This window comes from Phnomibacter sp. (genome assembly GCF_036803085.1).
Taxonomy (GTDB): Bacteria; Bacteroidota; Bacteroidia; order Chitinophagales; family Chitinophagaceae; genus Phnomibacter.
In genome coordinates, this window is record NZ_DAIRUZ010000001.1 from 130,446 (window position 1) to 144,732 (window position 14,287).

Consider the following 14,287-nt stretch of genomic DNA (forward strand, 5'->3'; position numbering starts at 1 on the left):
GACATACTTGTCGCTCTGCAGTTCCAACTGCAGCATTTAGGCTTAACGATTCGCCTGTCATAGTAAAGCGGACGGCTATTGCAGAGTGACAACCAAATTGGCTTACAGTTTTTGTATAGCACTAAAAACCCCGGAATGTCCGGGGTTTTTCTATATCGTTACTTTTTGTCGGTGAAAAGTTTTTTCACTTTGTCCAGATGCGCCAAAAAGCCCGGTATACTTGGGTTGTAGCCATATCCTTCGGGAGTGAGTAGCTTACCTTCTGTATCAACAAACACATAGTAAGGCTGTGCATTATTGTTGGTGAGGGCAACTTCAAAGTCGAGGTTTTTTTCGCCCATGCGTTTCAATACTTTGCCATCCAGCTTGGAAGTGGTCCATTCATTTTCAGGCAATTGAAACTTGTCATCTACATACAAAGACACTACCACAAAATCATTTTGCAACCGTTGCATTACTTCAGGGTTGCTCAGCACTTCCCGTTCCATTTTGCGACAGTTGGCGCAGCTGTGTCCGGTGAAGTCTATCATCAACGGTTTGTTGAGTGATTTGGCTGCTGCCAGTGCTTCATCGTAATCAAAAAAGCTGTTGACGCCGGGTATCTCCGATTCGAGTAAATCGGTGTATTTTTTTGGCTGCGGACCAGTAGATAACGTAGCTGTATTGCTGCTGTTGAAATTGCCGGCTGCCAGTTTAAAATCCTGCGTTTTCATTTCGGGCAGCCAGGCACTGATGCCATTGAGTGGTGCCCCCCACAAACCCGGTATCATGTACACAGTAAACGATAGTGAAGCAATGGCAAAAAACAAACGGGTAACCGAGAGGTAAGGTTGACCGTAATCGTTTTTCGGCAGCTCATTATCGTGGTGAAATTTGAGCTTGCCCAACAGGTACAAACCCAGCAAACCAAAGATGACAATCCAGAGGCTGAGGTACACTTCGCGGTCGAGGATGCCCCAGTGGTAAGCGAGGTCGGCGCTGCTGAAAAACTTGAGGGCCAATGCGAGTTCAATAAAGCCTAGCGATACTTTGATGGTATTGAGCCAGTCGCCGCTTTTGGCCATATTGTTCAGCAAGCTGGGGAAGATGGTAAACACAGCAAACGGCAGCGACAATGCCAGCGAAAACGCAAAGAAACCAACCAGCGGCGCCCAAAAACTACCCTTGGCAATGAGCACCGTAAGGGCACCAATAAACGGCACCGTACAGCTAAACGACACAATCACCAACGTGAGGGCCAAAAAGAAAATACCGCTGTAACTGTTGAGTCCACTTTTGCTGTCGATTTTATTGCTCCAGCTGGCGGGCAATGTTATTTCAAAAGCACCCAGGAAGGAGATACCGAATATCATGAAGAGCACAAACACACCCACGTTGAACCAGGCGGAGCTGGCCATTTCGTTGAGGGCACCTTTGCCAAAAACAACCGTAATGAGAAACCCGATGAGGGTGAAAATACCAATGATGGAGCCGGTGTACACAGCCGCATTTTTAATGCCTTGCTTGCGGGTTTTGCTCCGCTTGGTAAAGAAACTAACTGTTACTGGCACCATGGCGTAAATACAAGGCATGATGAAGGCACCCAAACCTGCCAGGAAGCCTTCGAGGAAAATTTGCCACATGGATTTTTCTTCTTCTGTGCCGGTGGCTGCGGTAGAAGCAGCATCGCTGCCGGCAGGAATAGTAGCGGTAAAAGAGTACTCACCATTCGGAAACTCATCGCCTTTTATGCCCAGCCACACCAGTTTGCCAGATACAGATCCGGTTTCTGTATTTACCAGAAGGGGCAAGTGAAATTCCACTGAATCTTGGTACACCCGGTAGCTGCCGCCACTGCCGTCGGGAAGGGTTTGCAGCTGGCCATTTTCAGTAATGGTAGCTCCGGAAGCCAGCAGGGTAGCACTGCTGCTATCGAGCACTATGCTGCTGATAAGCGGGTCGTCTGCCGAGGCGGCCTGACTGGTAAACAGCGCCAGTGAATCTTTCAGCAAGGCTTTGATGATGAGCACGGCACTGGTATCGCTGGTGCGTTGTACGCTACTACTAAACCGAACGGGTTCCTGCTGTGCCAATGCAGGCAGCACGGCCAGCCACAACAGCAGGGCAAACAAAGTTTTTTTCATAAACATCAAGGTGCTTACCGAAGATTATTGCAATGCAATGGTGAAAGGCTTTTCCGTAGGGGGCAGGCACTGTTTGTCGTCGCAAGCCATGTATTCTACTGTGCCGGAAAACGATGTTTTCAGCGGCTTTTTCAGTTTTACCACCTGCACAAAATCAACCGTCTTTTCATAAAACTTCACCATTTCAGCAGTGCTGGGGTCGCGGAGCGAAACGGCTTTGCCCACCACTTTTACCTTACCCTGCGGGGTTGCCAGCGGGTTGCTTTTGAGCACAATGCTGGTGGCTACGCCAATATCGGCGCTGTGGTCGATGGTATAAATATGCCAACCCGGGTCGATGCTGGCCGTCAGGTGCAGCTCGTAGGTAGTGGCATCAATTTTTTTTGCTGTAAAATTCCATTTAACGGGATTTTTTACCTGGCTCATGGCCATGCTGCTCAGCAAAAGGGCTGTCAATAAAGAGAAGAATTGCTTCATGGTCTTCAATTAAGTATAGGTATAGCAACAACGAATGGCGGTTGTGGATGCAATGATAACCAAACCCTTGCATGCACAAGGCGACTTAGAGCACAAGGGCCCGCCAATTAGCAAAATGTTTAGGCAAATCAGCCTCAGGCTGATGGTAACGATTTAAGAAACAAGGCCCAGCTCACGAAACACCTGAACGCCGTCGGTATTGCCAAGAGCATTGCTGCAGGCACGTTCTGGGTGAGGCATCATGCCAAATACATTGCGGCTGCTGTTGCAAATGCCGGCAATATTGCGGGTGGCGCCATTAGGGTTGGCCTCGTCGTTTACTTCACCTTCGGGAGTCGCGTAGCGATAAATGACCTGCTGGTTGGCTTCGAGGCTATCTAATGTAGACTCGTCGGCAAAATAGCGGCCCTCACCATGGGCAATTGGAATTTGCAGACCCTTGGTATTGGCACCGTTGAGGTACACGTTTTTACAAATAAATTGTTGATTGGCATTGCGGAGCAATACGCCGGGCAGCAGGCCGGCTTCGCACAAAATCTGAAAGCCGTTGCACACTCCCAACACTTTGCCGCCTTTGTTGGCAAACTCAATCACACTTTGCATCATGGGGCTAAAGCGGGCAATGGCACCACAGCGCAGGTAATCACCGTAGCTGAAACCGCCGGGCAGTACAATGCAGTCGTCGGTGGTAAACATGCTCAGGTCTTTGTCTTTGTGCCACAGCATGATTACTTCCTGGCCCAAATCGTACGCCAGTGCATCGTGCATATCTCTGTCGCAATTAGAGCCGGGGAAAACAACTACACCAAATTTCATGGATTGTGATTTTGATTGAGGCCGCGAAGATAAAGGTTTGCTGGTTTAGGGTTGGTAAGTTGGAAAGTTCACATGTTCACAAGTTTGCAAGTTCAATTGATAAATGTCTGATTTAACAAAGGCGGTTGCAGCAATAACTTGCAAATTAAACATGTGGGGCAGAATAGATGGGCAGATCAACTCGTCACTTCATGCGTATTTGTTACCACCGTTATCTCAGGCTTATGGTACACGGTACTGTATGGAGATACACTTTTGGTGAGCCATACGTTACCGCCAATAATGCTGTGGTGTCCTATTACGGTTTCGCCACCTAAGATGGTAGCGCCGGAGTATATCACGGCATAGTCTTCCACTGTTGGGTGGCGTTTACTGTTGGCCATGCTTTTGTCTACGCTTAAAGCTCCGAGCGTTACACCTTGGTACAGCTTTACATGATTGCCAATGTTCGTAGTTTCACCAATCACAATGCCTGTGCCGTGGTCTATAAAAAAATGATGGCCGATACTGGCCCCGGGGTGAATGTCGATACCTGTTTGTGCATGTGCCTGCTCGGTCAAAATGCGGGGAATGAGGGGCACATTTAGTGAATACAAAGCATGCGCCAAACGATACAAACTAATAGCCTGAAAACCAGGGTAAGCACGTACTACTTCAAAGCTGTTGGTGGCTGCGGGGTCGCCGGCTACAATGGCGTTAATGTCGGTATTGAGCAACGCATATACTTCGGGGAGTTGTGTAAAAAAGGCTTCGGCGATTTCCTGATTGTTGCAGCTGTGGCAGGCCTTGGTGGCGTTCAGAATGCTCACCAATTCATCTTGCAATGCAGCCAGTTGATGGTCAATCGCATCAGGCGTTTCGTAGCGGTACTCGGCTTTTTCCGGAAACAAAATACAGAGCAGCGACATGGCCCATTGGGCAATGCGATGATTGGACGGAACGGGCTCTACACCGGCTTGCTTTTGAAACAACTGCTGCGCAAATGAAGTAGACATGTTGGTAAATGTGCATGCATATACATGCGGTAACAAAAGTAATGGCTACCCAATCAATGAAGATTGGGGCTTTGTTAAACCAGCCGAAGCTCGGGGAGAATTACCTTTTTCGCAACCCGCTCAATACTGCTGCTTCACCATATCGGCCACAATCTTATCGATGGGAAGGGTGAGTTGTTCGCTGCTGAATTCATTCCATTGCACAAAGCGGGCTGTTTCAATTTCGCCGGTCTTTTGGTAAATGGCCATTTGCTGTTCGTCAAAATCAAATGGCTTTTCCCGCAGAGGAGCCGTAATGGGTGCTAAGGCAAATGCTTCGTAGTAAATGCTGATGATTTGAAACTTATTATTGAACGCACTGATCTGAAAAAAATCGGTTGTGTAAAGGTGTTTACCCACTTCCACTTTCAGGTTGAGCTCTTCCATAAACTCACGGGCCAGGCAGTCTCGGGTGCCTTCGCCAAACTCCAACCCGCCACCGGGAAATTTGGTAATGAGCATACCACGGATGTATTCATCACTTACCAGTACCCGTTTGTTATGGTCCATCAAAATGCCATACACACGAATGCTGAAATCACTCATCGGGAAGTTTTTTTACGTACAAAATACCAAGCCAGCCACAAGCCAAGGCTTACTGATAATAAAACAGGTATGTAAAATGCGTAATGCGACTCCTGGCCTGGTAACGGCACGTTCATACCATAAATGCTGGCTACTAATACCGGTATTTGCAGGGCAATGGTTACGTAGGTCAGTCGCTTCAATACCACGTTTTGGTTATTGCTGATGATGCTGGCGAAAGCATCCAGCGTACTGCTCAAAATGTTGGTGTAAATATTGGCCATTTCAAGGGCTTGACTGTTGTCTACAATCAGGTCATTTAAAATGTCTCGTTCTTCTTCGTTTAAGCTTAAGAAATTGGTTCGTTCCAGTTTCATCATCAGTAGTTCGTTGCTACGCAAAGCTGTTACAAAATACACCAGACTTTTTTGAATGCGCACCAGTTCCAGCAGGTCTTCGTTGCTGTTGCTATCGTACAGTTTTTGCTCCAGCAAATTACGGCGGTGGTTGATTTCTTTCAGAAAATCCATGAAGTTCACCACCACTTTTTCAAACACTTTCAGCACCATCAATTTCCTGTTATCAGGCTTGCGGTTTTGAAAGGTGTTGAAGAATTTTTTGATAGCTGCATTCTCAAAGCTGTTGACCGTTACAATTTGGTTGTGGGTCAAAATAATACAAATAGGAATGGTGATGTAAAACGCATCGCTGTCGTTGAACGAGTTGTTTTCCGCAGGGGTTTTAATCACAATCAACCGTACGTTGTCGTCTATTTCGTAGCGGCTTCTTTCGTCGATATCGAGGGAGTCGCTCAAAAAGTCGAGAGGTATTTCCAGATTGTCCGACAGTTGCTGGAATTCTTCCTGTTTGAGTGGCGGTAGCACATTTACCCATGCACCCGGCTCGGGGGCATGAATTTCAATGGTGCGTTGGTCCTGATTTTTGAAGTATTGTATCACTGGATGGCAAAGATGCGGCATTCTGCCATTGGCTTGCATGAAGTTTCTGCGGTCATTTTATGCCCGGTGTTTCCGAACCATTGGTGCCACACATTGTTGATGGCATCATGCGACAGGCGGTGGTAGTTGTATGGCTGAAAAGAGACTTGCGGTGGCAAGATCATGCTCCCTTGCAGGCGGCCATTGGTACAGGCTTGCCGGTACTGCCGCTGTATGTATTTGAGCCTGCTTTGCTACAGGCGCCCGATAGCGATGTGCGGCATTGGTGGTTTGTGTGGCAATCGTTGCAAGCTATGCAGCAAGCTCAACCTGCTGTGCCAATGTTGAAGCTTCACACATCTGCGTCTAATGCATTTCAATGGTTGCTACAGCACTATAACGTCAAAGGCTTGTACAGCCATCAGGAAACAGGTAACGACCTTACATTTCAGCGGGATAAATGGGTGGCCAAATGGTGCCAATCCAACAACATCCTTTGGTATGAAACGGCCGACCGTGGCGTACAGCGGGGTTTGCGCCGCCGCCATCAATGGAATCTGCAATGGATGGAATACATGGAGGCGCCCATTTGTCAGCCGCAATTTGAAAGAGCGGTTTGGGCAAACCTGCCATCGGGTGGACCCATCCTTCGTTCTTTTGATGAACTTTTTCCTGCTTTCTCAAGTTTGCAAATACAGCGGCAACCCGGTGGCTCGGCGCTTGGTTGGCTATACTTGAATGGCTTTTTACAAGAAAGAGGGTTGTTGTATCAAAAGCATATTTCCAAACCCTTGCTTTCCCGCACTTCTTGCAGTCGGTTGTCGCCATACTTGGCCTATGGCAATGTATCCATCCGGCAAGTGTGGCAGGCCACGCAACTGCGCATTGCTGCTGAGCCATCTATGAAAAGACCATTGCGTTTTTTCAGCCAGCGGTTGCTGTGGCATAGCCATTTTGTGCAAAAGCTGGAAACCCGCTCCGGGCTGGAGTTTGCCAATACCAACTATGGATTCAAAACCGTTCGGCAAACAGTAAATGACGAATTTGTAGCAGCCTGGCAGCAAGGTCAAACGGGTGTGCCCATGGTTGATGCCTGTATGCGCTGTGTAACCGCAACTGGTTATCTTAACTTCAGGATGCGGGCCATGCTGGTGAGCTTTTTTACGCACCATGGCTGGCAGCCCTGGCAGGCGGGTGTGCATTGGCTGGCCCGGCAGTTTCTGGATTACGAACCTGGTATTCATTTCCCGCAGTTTCAGATGCAGGCAGGTGTTACCGGCATCAATACTATCCGCATTTACAATCCTATTAAACAGGGCCTCGATCATGATGCTGAAGGCTTGTTCATAAGGCAGTGGGTACCTGAGTTGGCCAAGGTGCCGGCGCCATTCATTCATCAGCCTTGGCTGCTGAATGTGTTTGAGCAACGGGAATTTGGCGTGGCTTTAGGCAGTTCTTATCCGGCTCCTATTTTAGAGGTAGATGCGGCAGCCCGTTTTGCCCGGGAGCAATTGTGGCAATTGAAAAAATCCAGCACTGTTCGGCAGGCCAATCAGAACATACTCGGTACACTTACCAGCCGCCGCACCGAAGAAGACGCTATGGGAGCTTAATGCTTCGGCATGGGCAAGCCCATCAGCCAGTCGAGTTGTGGATCTTTACCTAAAACGAACGTATCGGTGCCAATGATGGCAAATCCCATTTTCTTGTAAAAGGCAATGGCCGCTTCGTTTTGCTGCCACACACCCAGCCACAGATAGTCGTGGCCATGCTCGGCGGCATGTGCTTTGGCAGCAGCCATCAGTATGCGACCAATGCCTTGCCCCTTGGCTTCGGGGTGTACGTAAATGCGGGAAATCTGCAGCGGATTATCGAACGGCATGGGCATGGGCGGCTGGCTCCATTGCAATTTCAGCAGGCCAACAATGTGGTCGTTTACCAGCGCCAGCAGGTACAGCACATCATCCTGATGCATTTCAGCTGCCAGCACTTCCGGAGCATAGGCCTGGCTGCAATACAGCTCCATATCCTCGGGAGTATTATGGGCCGCATAAGTATCTCTGAAAGTCATTTCGGCAAAGCCGGCCACGGCTGCAAGATCTGCAGCAGTGGCCGGTCGCATCCAGCATTGGGTAAAATCCATGTATCGAATTATTCAGCTAATGATGACAAAGATTGATGAATAATCTGAACACATTCCCTGATTTGCGCTTCGTTGATGCACAGGGGAGGAGCAAAGCGAATTTTATCGCCATGGGTGGGCTTGGCCAGCAAGCCGTTTTCTTTCAGCGTCAGGCAAAAATCCCAGGCGGCTTCGGGGTTGCTGTGTTTGATAACGATGGCATTGAGCAAGCCCTTGCCCCGCACTTCTGCTATGTAGGGCGATTGCAAGGCTTCCAGTTCGCTGCGCAATAAAGCACCGAGTCGTTCAGCGTTGTCCGCCATTTGTTCATCTTTCAGTACCTGCAGGGCCTCCATAGCTACAGCGCAGGCCAGCGGATTGCCGCCATAAGTGCTGCCATGCTCACCGGGTTGTATGTTCATCATAATGAAGTCGTCGCAAAGCACAGCACTCACAGGCATGGTGCCGCCGCTGAGAGCTTTACCCAAAATGAGAATGTCGGGGCGAACGTCCTCATGGTCGCAGGCCAGCATTTTGCCGGTACGGCAAAGACCAGTTTGTATTTCATCGGCGATGAACAATACATTGTACTGGTCGCACAAAGCCCTTACGCCTTTCAGGTAGCCATCGTGTGGCACCACCACGCCGGCTTCTCCTTGTATGGGTTCTACCATAAATGCCGCCACGTTGGGGTCTTGCAGGGCACGTTCCAAATCGGAGAGGTCGTTGTAATTCACCAAATCGAAGCCAGGCATAAACGGACCAAAGTTGTGGTAACTGCTGGGGTCGGTGCTGCTACTGATGGCGGCAAGGGTACGGCCCCAAAAATTGCCCTTGGCAAATACAATTTTCGCCTCATTTTCGGGGATGCCTTTTTTTACATACCCCCAGCGCCGGGCCAGCTTAATGGCGGTTTCACCACCCTCTACGCCGGTGTTCATGGGCAATACCTTGTCGTATCCGAAATAAGTGGTGATGAATTTTTCATATTCACCCAGCAGGTTGCTGTGAAAAGCCCGGCTGGTGAGGGTAAGCTGTTGGGCCTGCTCGGTAAGGCGCTGAATAATGCGGGGGTGGCAGTGGCCTTGATTGACAGCGGAATAGCCGCTTAAAAAATCGTAATAGCGTTTGCCGTCTACGTCCCACACAAACACGCCGCTGCCTTTTTCCAGTACAACTGGCAAGGGGTGATAATTGTGAGCTCCGTGCTCTAGTTCCAAATCAATAAAATATGCCGACCGAGCCGAAAGGGCAGCTGTTGAAGTATGTGCCATAATAATAAATGAATAAAACAATGCTGCTACCGGTGAAGCCGATAACAGGGATGAAAAAAAGTAGCATGCGGAAAAAATCAGGCCCGGGCCATGGGGTGGTCCAAAAAGTCGAGGTTGGTACCTAAAAATGATATGTTGGGATGGTTGGCCATTATGAACAGGATGGCAAGTAACGTTTTTTTTGGCAAACCCTGGTTATGGCGCAAAAAAGATTGCTGAATTGCATCGCAAAAGAGTGAACTTGCACCTTTTAGAAAAAAAGAGGGTAGAAATTGCGGTAATTGTTCAAATTTCATTTTGTTGTTTGATACAGATGCTGCACCTTTGCCGTCCGAAAAAAACAAGATCATGGCAAGAGTATGTCAGGTAACAGGTAAGAAACCAATGACTGGTCATCATGTTAGTCACTCTAACATTAAGACTAAACGCCGATTCAATCCGAATTTGCAAAAAAAGCGTTTTTTCCTGGCCGAAGAAGATAAGTGGATTACCCTGAAGGTTTCAGCTGATGCAATTCGTACCATCAACAAGAAAGGACTTTTTGCAGTGGTAAAAGAGCTTCGTGAAAGTGGCGTAGCTATCTAATACAATCCTTTTTTAACACTCGAAATATCTATATATCATGGCAAAGAAAAGCAAAGGCAACCGGGTTCAGGTTATTCTGGAGTGCACCGAGCACAAGCATAGCGGTGTTGCTGGTACAAGCCGTTACATTTCTGTAAAGAATAAAAAGAATACTCCTGAGCGTTTGGAACTGAAGAAGTACAACCCCATCCTGAAAAAGGTGACTGTACACAAAGAAATCAAGTAATCCGCTCCGTTACCTGTCTAACTGTCAACCGTTAACCTGTCAACTCATTTCATATGGCAAAAGTAGCTTCAAAAAACTCGAAAGTAAAAGATGCTAAGGCGGCAGCCGAAGCCAAAAACTGGACCAAAGTAATTAAGGCTGTACGCAGCCCTAAGACTGGTGCTTATACTTTCAAAGAAGTGATCGTTCACAAAGACAAAGTGAAAGATTTCCTCGCTGAAAAGTAATTTTCGCAGGATGAAAATACCAGAGCTGTCATTCCTATTGGTTTGATGGCTTTTTTTATTTTCTACAACGGAGTACTATCATTCCCGTTTCCAAATCATTCTTTTTTCTACATCAGGAATTCAATGCATTATGGGCTTTTTCGATAAACTTTTTGGCAAAAAAGAAAAGCAAACCCTCGATCAGGGACTGGAAAAAACCAAGGAAAGTTTTTTTGCAAAAATTACCAAGGCAGTAGCCGGTAAAAGCACTATCGACGATGAAGTGCTCGACAACCTGGAAGAAGCCCTGGTAGGTGCCGATGTTGGTATTGAAACAACCGTGGCACTCATCGATCGCATCAGCGAACGGGTAAAAAAAGATAAATACCTCGGCACCGCCGATCTCAACCGCATCATGCAGGAAGAGATGGCTGGCATTTTGGTAGATGCCCCGACTGGGCTGGCTTCAGGCTTCGACTTGCAAGGCATGCCCAAACCTTACGTAATACTGGTGGTAGGAGTAAATGGCGTGGGTAAAACAACCAGTATTGGTAAGCTGGCCCACCAATTTAAGCTGGCGGGCAAATCGGTGGTACTGGGTGCTGCCGATACTTTTAGGGCTGCAGCGGTAGACCAGCTGACCATTTGGAGCGAAAGAGTAGGTGTACCCATTGTAAAACAAGCCATGGGTAGTGATCCTGCTTCTGTAGCATTTGATACCGTACAAAGCGGCATGGCCCGTGGTGCAGATGTAATCATCATTGACACTGCTGGCCGCCTGCACAACAAGCTGCACCTGATGGAAGAACTCAGTAAAATCCGTCGGGTTATCAAAAAACAACTGCCCGAAGCGCCGCATGAAGTGCTGTTGGTGCTCGACGGTAGTACGGGTCAAAATGCGCTGGAACAAGCCCGTCAATTTACGGCTGCTACCGAGGTAACCAGTCTTGCCATTACCAAACTTGACGGCACAGCCAAAGGTGGTGTGGTGCTGGCCATCAGCCATCAAATGAACATTCCGGTGCGGTACATTGGCGTTGGCGAAAGAATGGAAGACCTCCTGGTGTTTGATAAAAAAGAATTCGTACATAGTTTGTTTGCCATACAATAGCCGGCGATAAATTAATGTGTACACATTGAAGGGATGCCTAAATTGCACGGGTATCCCTTTATTGTTTTCCGGATGAAGCGAATTGTTATTGCATTTTCAGTGTTGATAGCTGTACTGGCAGCATTAGTACTGATGCCCAGTATACTGCCCGACGGACAGGAGGTGAAACCTGCACCCGTGCTGGAAGTGAGCCCGCAAAACAGGCCCGCCGGTATGGTATGGATTGAGGGTGGATTATTTACAATGGGCAGTGATGAACGCTATGCAGCACCCGACGAAAAGCCTGCGCATCTGGTAAAAGTTGAGGGGTTTTGGATGGATGCTCATGAAGTAACGGTAGCTGCCTTCGACAGTTTTGTGCGGGCAACCAACTACCGCACAGAGGCAGAGCAGGTTCGCTTGGCGAGTGATTTAAAAAAAAGTTGGCCCAAGGGGCTGCCCTTTATCGACAGCATTCGCCAACCAGGATCTTTTGTAGCGCAAATAAAAACTGGAAATGTTGAATGGAAATGGATAACCGGAGCCAACTGGCGCCAACCGCTTGGGCCGGGAAGTGCATCAGATCCTCTGGAACCAGTGCGGCATATATCATGGAACGATGCCATTGCATATTGTGCCTGGCAAGGTACACGGCTACCCACAGAAGCTGAGTGGGAATTTGCAGCAATAGCCGGCAGAAATATCAATGATTTGCCTTGGGTTCGTGCTTCCAACAGTATAGCTGATAGTTTACAGGCAGTGCTAAATAGCACAACACCCAACGGAGTGAAGCGTGTAAAACAGTATTTGCCCAACCCTTGGAAATTATACGATATGGCGGGCAATGTACAAGAGTGGTGTGCCGATTGGTACAGCGCCAATTATTATAAAATCAATTACGATGTACTGGCACTAAATAATCCATTGGGGCCAGCAGAGCCGTCTGCAGGGCTGCAACCTGAGCGGGTAGTAAAAGGAGGAGATTACACCTGTGCAGGGCCGAAGTATTTGGCAGCAAGGCCATCGGCAAGGGCATCGCTACCTCCGGATTTTACCGCCAGCACTACGGGGTTTCGAACGGTGATGTCGGCACCCATGTGGGACGCTAAAAAAGCATTGGCTGACAAATAAAATTGCATCAGTAACCATTGTAAAAATCAGCTGCTCGTTGATGCTTTTTTACAAAATGCTGCCAAACCACACTACCACTGTAGCGCCCAGGTCCTGCAAAAGATTTTCTGTTTCCCGGCCATTTATGATTACCGGGTTTTACCAACCAGTTTACGTAGGCAACCCATGCTTTCATTACGGCCAAAGCATTGCTGTTGTTGCCTGCCAGCAGCATTTGCAGTGCCGCAACTATATCTAAGCCAAACCTCAGCGGTAGTAGCAAAAACAGCCAGCCAAGCGGCATGTTGCGGCTAATCATGATCAGGTTGTTCCGAAAGTTAAACCAGGTTTTGCGAGGATTTTCTTTTGCTAAACTGCCACCACCAAGGTGGTACACAACTTCGTGTCCGTTATAGCCTATCTTATACCCTTTGTTCAGCATGCGCCAGCACCAGTCTATTTCTTCATTGTGCATGAAAAAATAAGGGTAGAAACCGCCTGCATCATCAAAGAGTTTTTTGCGCATGAGCATGGCTGCCCCCGATGCCCAAAACACGAGTTGTTCATCATTGTACTGGCCTTCATCCTTTTCCACCGATTCAAACAAACGGCCTCGGCAAAAGGGATATCCGAGCATATCCATGTAACCGCCGGCAGCACCGGCGTATTCAAAATAGTGCCGGTGGGTATCTGCACAAATGCGAGGTTGTATAGCTGCCATGCCGGCATTTTTTTCCATGCTATCTACCAATGGCTGCAGTACGTTGGGCGTTACAGCCACATCTGTATTCAGCAGAAAAATATAAGGCGATTCAATATGGCGTAAGCCCATGTTGTATCCTTGGGCGAAGCCGCCATTGAGTGGATTTACTACCAGTTGTACTTGCGGGTATTGCTGTTGTAAAAATGATACAGAGTCGTCGGTTGATGCATTGTCAATAACCCATACGCTCAGGTTGGGGTAGGTGAGGCTGAGTACAGTTGGCAGGTATTTTTCCAAATGATTACGGCCATTGTAGTTGAGCAGTGCTACTGCTACATGAGGGTGTTTTTGCATATACAAAAAGCCTGTTTTATACGCCAAGTTCTTTCCAGCGGGCAAGGTATTTACCTACCATGTCAAATTCAATATTTACTTTTTGCCCGGCTTGCAAAAATTGCATATTGGTATGCTCAAATGTGTAGGGAATGATTGCCACAGAAAAGCGATTATCAACAAGGTTAAATACCGTGAGGCTAATGCCATTGAGGCAAATGCTCCCTTTTTCGATGATGAGATGGGCAAACAGCTTCGGGTATTCAAACGTGTACAACCAGCTGCCATCTTGGTTTTCTACAAAAAGGCAGGAAGCAGTGCTGTCTACATGACCCTGCACCAAATGGCCATCGAGGCGGCCGTTCATGGGTACGCAGCGTTCAATGTTTACCGCTGTGCCGGCTTGCCAATGGCCCAGGTTGGTTTTGCTAAGGGTTTCGGCAATAGCCGTTACAGTGTGTTGCCCATCGGCCACTGTTTCTACGGTAAGGCAAACGCCATTGTGGCTTACGCTTTGATCTGTTTTGAGGGTTTCGCTCAATGAACTTGCTATAGTAAATGTTCTGTTGCTGCCCGATTGACTCACGGCTACAACGGTTCCTGTGGTTTCTACAATGCCTGTAAACATGATTTCTGCAAACTGTTTCAACAAAATTGCAGGAAAAGGTTGGCTGATAATGAAATAATCCTATTTTTGCGCCCTTAAAAATTCCTAAAGGGGGTAT

16 protein-coding genes are annotated in these 14,287 nt (G+C 47.9%); 6 read left to right on the top strand and 10 right to left on the bottom strand.

The features are described from left to right. Positions 1-158 precede the first annotated feature (158 nt). The 6 genes from V7Q13_RS00520 to V7Q13_RS00545 form a co-directional block, all read right to left on the bottom strand. The gene (locus tag V7Q13_RS00520) at positions 159-2,123 is read right to left on the bottom strand and encodes a protein-disulfide reductase DsbD family protein (RefSeq protein WP_333798728.1); all 1,965 of its coding nucleotides are present in this window, start codon (positions 2,121-2,123) and stop codon (positions 159-161) included. A 24-nt stretch (positions 2,124-2,147) separates the two neighbouring features. Then, positions 2,148-2,600, bottom strand: coding sequence for a protein-disulfide reductase DsbD domain-containing protein (locus V7Q13_RS00525; protein ID WP_333798729.1), 453 nt, complete (start codon positions 2,598-2,600; stop codon positions 2,148-2,150). 153 nt (positions 2,601-2,753) lie between these two features. Continuing rightward, on the bottom strand, positions 2,754-3,416 hold the full coding sequence (gene purQ, locus V7Q13_RS00530; protein WP_333798730.1) for a phosphoribosylformylglycinamidine synthase subunit PurQ: 663 nt from the start codon (positions 3,414-3,416) through the stop codon (positions 2,754-2,756). A gap of 176 nt (positions 3,417-3,592) precedes the next feature. Beyond that, complete coding sequence (gene epsC, locus V7Q13_RS00535) at positions 3,593-4,411, bottom strand: serine O-acetyltransferase EpsC (RefSeq protein WP_333798731.1); 819 nt, start codon at positions 4,409-4,411, stop codon at positions 3,593-3,595. Positions 4,412-4,531: 120 nt separating this feature from the next. Further along, positions 4,532-4,996 (bottom strand): NUDIX domain-containing protein, encoded by a 465-nt coding sequence (locus tag V7Q13_RS00540; protein ID WP_333798732.1) that lies wholly within the window; start codon positions 4,994-4,996, stop codon positions 4,532-4,534. Further along, positions 4,993-5,973 carry a magnesium transporter CorA family protein gene (locus V7Q13_RS00545; protein ID WP_333798733.1) on the bottom strand — a complete coding sequence of 327 codons (981 nt, stop codon included), beginning with the start codon at positions 5,971-5,973 and terminating at the stop codon, positions 4,993-4,995. The genes V7Q13_RS00540 and V7Q13_RS00545 overlap by 4 nt, the downstream gene beginning before the upstream one ends. Positions 5,974-5,993: 20 nt before the next feature. Between V7Q13_RS00545 and V7Q13_RS00550 the strand changes: the two genes are divergently transcribed. Then, entirely contained in the window at positions 5,994-7,526 is a 1,533-nt protein-coding gene (locus V7Q13_RS00550; protein WP_333798734.1) for a cryptochrome/deoxyribodipyrimidine photo-lyase family protein, read from the top strand. Here the strand turns inward: V7Q13_RS00550 and V7Q13_RS00555 are convergent. Both V7Q13_RS00555 and rocD read right to left on the bottom strand, forming a co-directional pair. Continuing rightward, positions 7,523-8,056, bottom strand: a complete 534-nt coding sequence (locus V7Q13_RS00555; RefSeq protein ID WP_333798735.1) for a GNAT family N-acetyltransferase — start codon at positions 8,054-8,056, stop codon at positions 7,523-7,525. The two genes, V7Q13_RS00550 and V7Q13_RS00555, sit on opposite strands and share 4 nt — an antisense overlap. An 8-nt stretch (positions 8,057-8,064) precedes the next feature. Beyond that, positions 8,065-9,309 carry an ornithine--oxo-acid transaminase gene (rocD, locus tag V7Q13_RS00560; RefSeq protein WP_333798736.1) on the bottom strand — a complete coding sequence of 415 codons (1,245 nt, stop codon included), beginning with the start codon at positions 9,307-9,309 and terminating at the stop codon, positions 8,065-8,067. A gap of 348 nt (positions 9,310-9,657) precedes the next feature. Between rocD and rpmB the strand changes: the two genes are divergently transcribed. The 5 genes from rpmB to V7Q13_RS00585 all read left to right on the top strand — a co-directional run bounded on the left by rpmB (position 9,658) and on the right by V7Q13_RS00585 (position 12,547). Further along, positions 9,658-9,894 carry a 50S ribosomal protein L28 gene (rpmB, locus tag V7Q13_RS00565; RefSeq protein ID WP_333798737.1) on the top strand — a complete coding sequence of 79 codons (237 nt, stop codon included), beginning with the start codon at positions 9,658-9,660 and terminating at the stop codon, positions 9,892-9,894. Positions 9,895-9,931: 37 nt separating this feature from the next. Further along, entirely contained in the window at positions 9,932-10,120 is a 189-nt protein-coding gene (rpmG, locus tag V7Q13_RS00570; RefSeq protein ID WP_157477602.1) for a 50S ribosomal protein L33, read from the top strand. Positions 10,121-10,173: 53 nt separating this feature from the next. Next, entirely contained in the window at positions 10,174-10,347 is a 174-nt protein-coding gene (locus tag V7Q13_RS00575; RefSeq protein ID WP_157477604.1) for a DUF4295 domain-containing protein, read from the top strand. 130 nt (positions 10,348-10,477) lie between these two features. Continuing rightward, positions 10,478-11,437 (top strand): signal recognition particle-docking protein FtsY, encoded by a 960-nt coding sequence (gene ftsY / locus V7Q13_RS00580; RefSeq protein WP_333798738.1) that lies wholly within the window; start codon positions 10,478-10,480, stop codon positions 11,435-11,437. A gap of 72 nt (positions 11,438-11,509) precedes the next feature. After that, positions 11,510-12,547, top strand: coding sequence for a formylglycine-generating enzyme family protein (locus tag V7Q13_RS00585; protein WP_333798739.1), 1,038 nt, complete (start codon positions 11,510-11,512; stop codon positions 12,545-12,547). A 7-nt stretch (positions 12,548-12,554) separates the two neighbouring features. Here V7Q13_RS00585 and V7Q13_RS00590 read toward each other — a convergent pair whose 3' ends face one another. After that, the gene (locus V7Q13_RS00590; RefSeq protein WP_333798740.1) at positions 12,555-13,583 is read right to left on the bottom strand and encodes a glycosyltransferase family 2 protein; all 1,029 of its coding nucleotides are present in this window, start codon (positions 13,581-13,583) and stop codon (positions 12,555-12,557) included. 16 nt (positions 13,584-13,599) lie between these two features. Then, on the bottom strand, positions 13,600-14,190 hold the full coding sequence (locus V7Q13_RS00595; RefSeq protein WP_333798741.1) for a riboflavin synthase: 591 nt from the start codon (positions 14,188-14,190) through the stop codon (positions 13,600-13,602). Between the last annotated feature and the right edge of the window lie 97 nt (positions 14,191-14,287).

Bases quoted from the DNA above. Each gene is read 5' to 3' on its own strand.
- V7Q13_RS00540 (WP_333798732.1), bottom strand. From the start codon at position 4,996: ATGAGTGATTTCAGCATTCGTGTGTATGGCATTTTGATGGACCATAAC.
- V7Q13_RS00550 (WP_333798734.1), top strand. From the start codon at position 5,994: ATGCCCGGTGTTTCCGAACCATTGGTGCCACACATTGTTGATGGCATC.
- V7Q13_RS00595 (WP_333798741.1), bottom strand. From the start codon at position 14,190: ATGTTTACAGGCATTGTAGAAACCACAGGAACCGTTGTAGCCGTGAGT.
- rpmG (WP_157477602.1), top strand. From the start codon at position 9,932: ATGGCAAAGAAAAGCAAAGGCAACCGGGTTCAGGTTATTCTGGAGTGC.
- epsC (WP_333798731.1), bottom strand. From the start codon at position 4,411: ATGTCTACTTCATTTGCGCAGCAGTTGTTTCAAAAGCAAGCCGGTGTA.
- V7Q13_RS00555 (WP_333798735.1), bottom strand. From the start codon at position 8,056: ATGGATTTTACCCAATGCTGGATGCGACCGGCCACTGCTGCAGATCTT.
- V7Q13_RS00525 (WP_333798729.1), bottom strand. From the start codon at position 2,600: ATGAAGCAATTCTTCTCTTTATTGACAGCCCTTTTGCTGAGCAGCATG.
- V7Q13_RS00585 (WP_333798739.1), top strand. From the start codon at position 11,510: ATGAAGCGAATTGTTATTGCATTTTCAGTGTTGATAGCTGTACTGGCA.
- purQ (WP_333798730.1), bottom strand. From the start codon at position 3,416: ATGAAATTTGGTGTAGTTGTTTTCCCCGGCTCTAATTGCGACAGAGAT.
- V7Q13_RS00520 (WP_333798728.1), bottom strand. From the start codon at position 2,123: ATGAAAAAAACTTTGTTTGCCCTGCTGTTGTGGCTGGCCGTGCTGCCT.
- ftsY (WP_333798738.1), top strand. From the start codon at position 10,478: ATGGGCTTTTTCGATAAACTTTTTGGCAAAAAAGAAAAGCAAACCCTC.
- rpmB (WP_333798737.1), top strand. From the start codon at position 9,658: ATGGCAAGAGTATGTCAGGTAACAGGTAAGAAACCAATGACTGGTCAT.
- V7Q13_RS00545 (WP_333798733.1), bottom strand. From the start codon at position 5,973: ATGCAAGCCAATGGCAGAATGCCGCATCTTTGCCATCCAGTGATACAA.
- V7Q13_RS00590 (WP_333798740.1), bottom strand. From the start codon at position 13,583: ATGCAAAAACACCCTCATGTAGCAGTAGCACTGCTCAACTACAATGGC.
- rocD (WP_333798736.1), bottom strand. From the start codon at position 9,309: ATGGCACATACTTCAACAGCTGCCCTTTCGGCTCGGTCGGCATATTTT.
- V7Q13_RS00575 (WP_157477604.1), top strand. From the start codon at position 10,174: ATGGCAAAAGTAGCTTCAAAAAACTCGAAAGTAAAAGATGCTAAGGCG.